Genomic DNA, 599 nt, shown 5'->3' with positions numbered 1-599 from the left:
GCACCCCCTCCAGCAGGGTGAAGGAGGCGGTGAAGAGCCCGCGGGGCGGTGCGCCGAGCTCGGCCACCAGCTCGGCCATCAGCTGATAACCGGAGCTCGGCTGATAGTCTCTATGGCGTACCCGGGCCGGGTCTGCCTCCAGTCCGGCGCGGTGCAGCCCCAGCTCATACCCCGCCAGCCGGTGACGGCTGGGGGAGAGATCCAGCAAGCCGCCGAAGTAGTAGATCTCGGCGCCGCACTCGCTCGCCATGTCCCGCACCAGCTCGGCGGTGGCCTTGCAGGCGTCCGAAATGACCATGGGCAAGCGCGACTCGCCGATGTGACGGTCGAGCTGTACCACCGGCAGGCGGTCGTGAATGCGGGCATAGATGTCATCGCTGTGGCCGCTGGAGGCAACAATCAGCCCATCCACCTGACGGCTGATCAGGTTGTCCACCACCCGCTGCTCGAGGGCGGGATCATCCTCGGAGCAGGCGATCAGCAGCTGGATCCCCGCCTCCCGGCAGTGGGCCTCGAGGGAGCGGGCAATGCTGGCAAACCCGAAGTTGGTGAGATCGGGGATCACCAAGCCCCAGGTGTAACTGCGGGTCTCGCGCAGG

At 67.3% G+C, this 599-nt stretch carries 1 protein-coding gene; it reads right to left on the bottom strand.

Annotated features, from left to right (window positions below):
* Window positions 1-599 (bottom strand): substrate-binding domain-containing protein (locus tag JWG43_RS17705; protein ID WP_205244275.1); only part of this gene is annotated, 599 nt, incomplete at both ends.

This window comes from Desulfobulbus alkaliphilus, assembly GCF_016918545.1.
GTDB lineage: Bacteria > Desulfobacterota > Desulfobulbia > Desulfobulbales > Desulfobulbaceae > Desulfobulbus > Desulfobulbus alkaliphilus.
The sequence above is the reverse complement of the archived record's forward strand: the minus strand, read 5'-3'. Positions and strand labels throughout refer to the sequence as shown.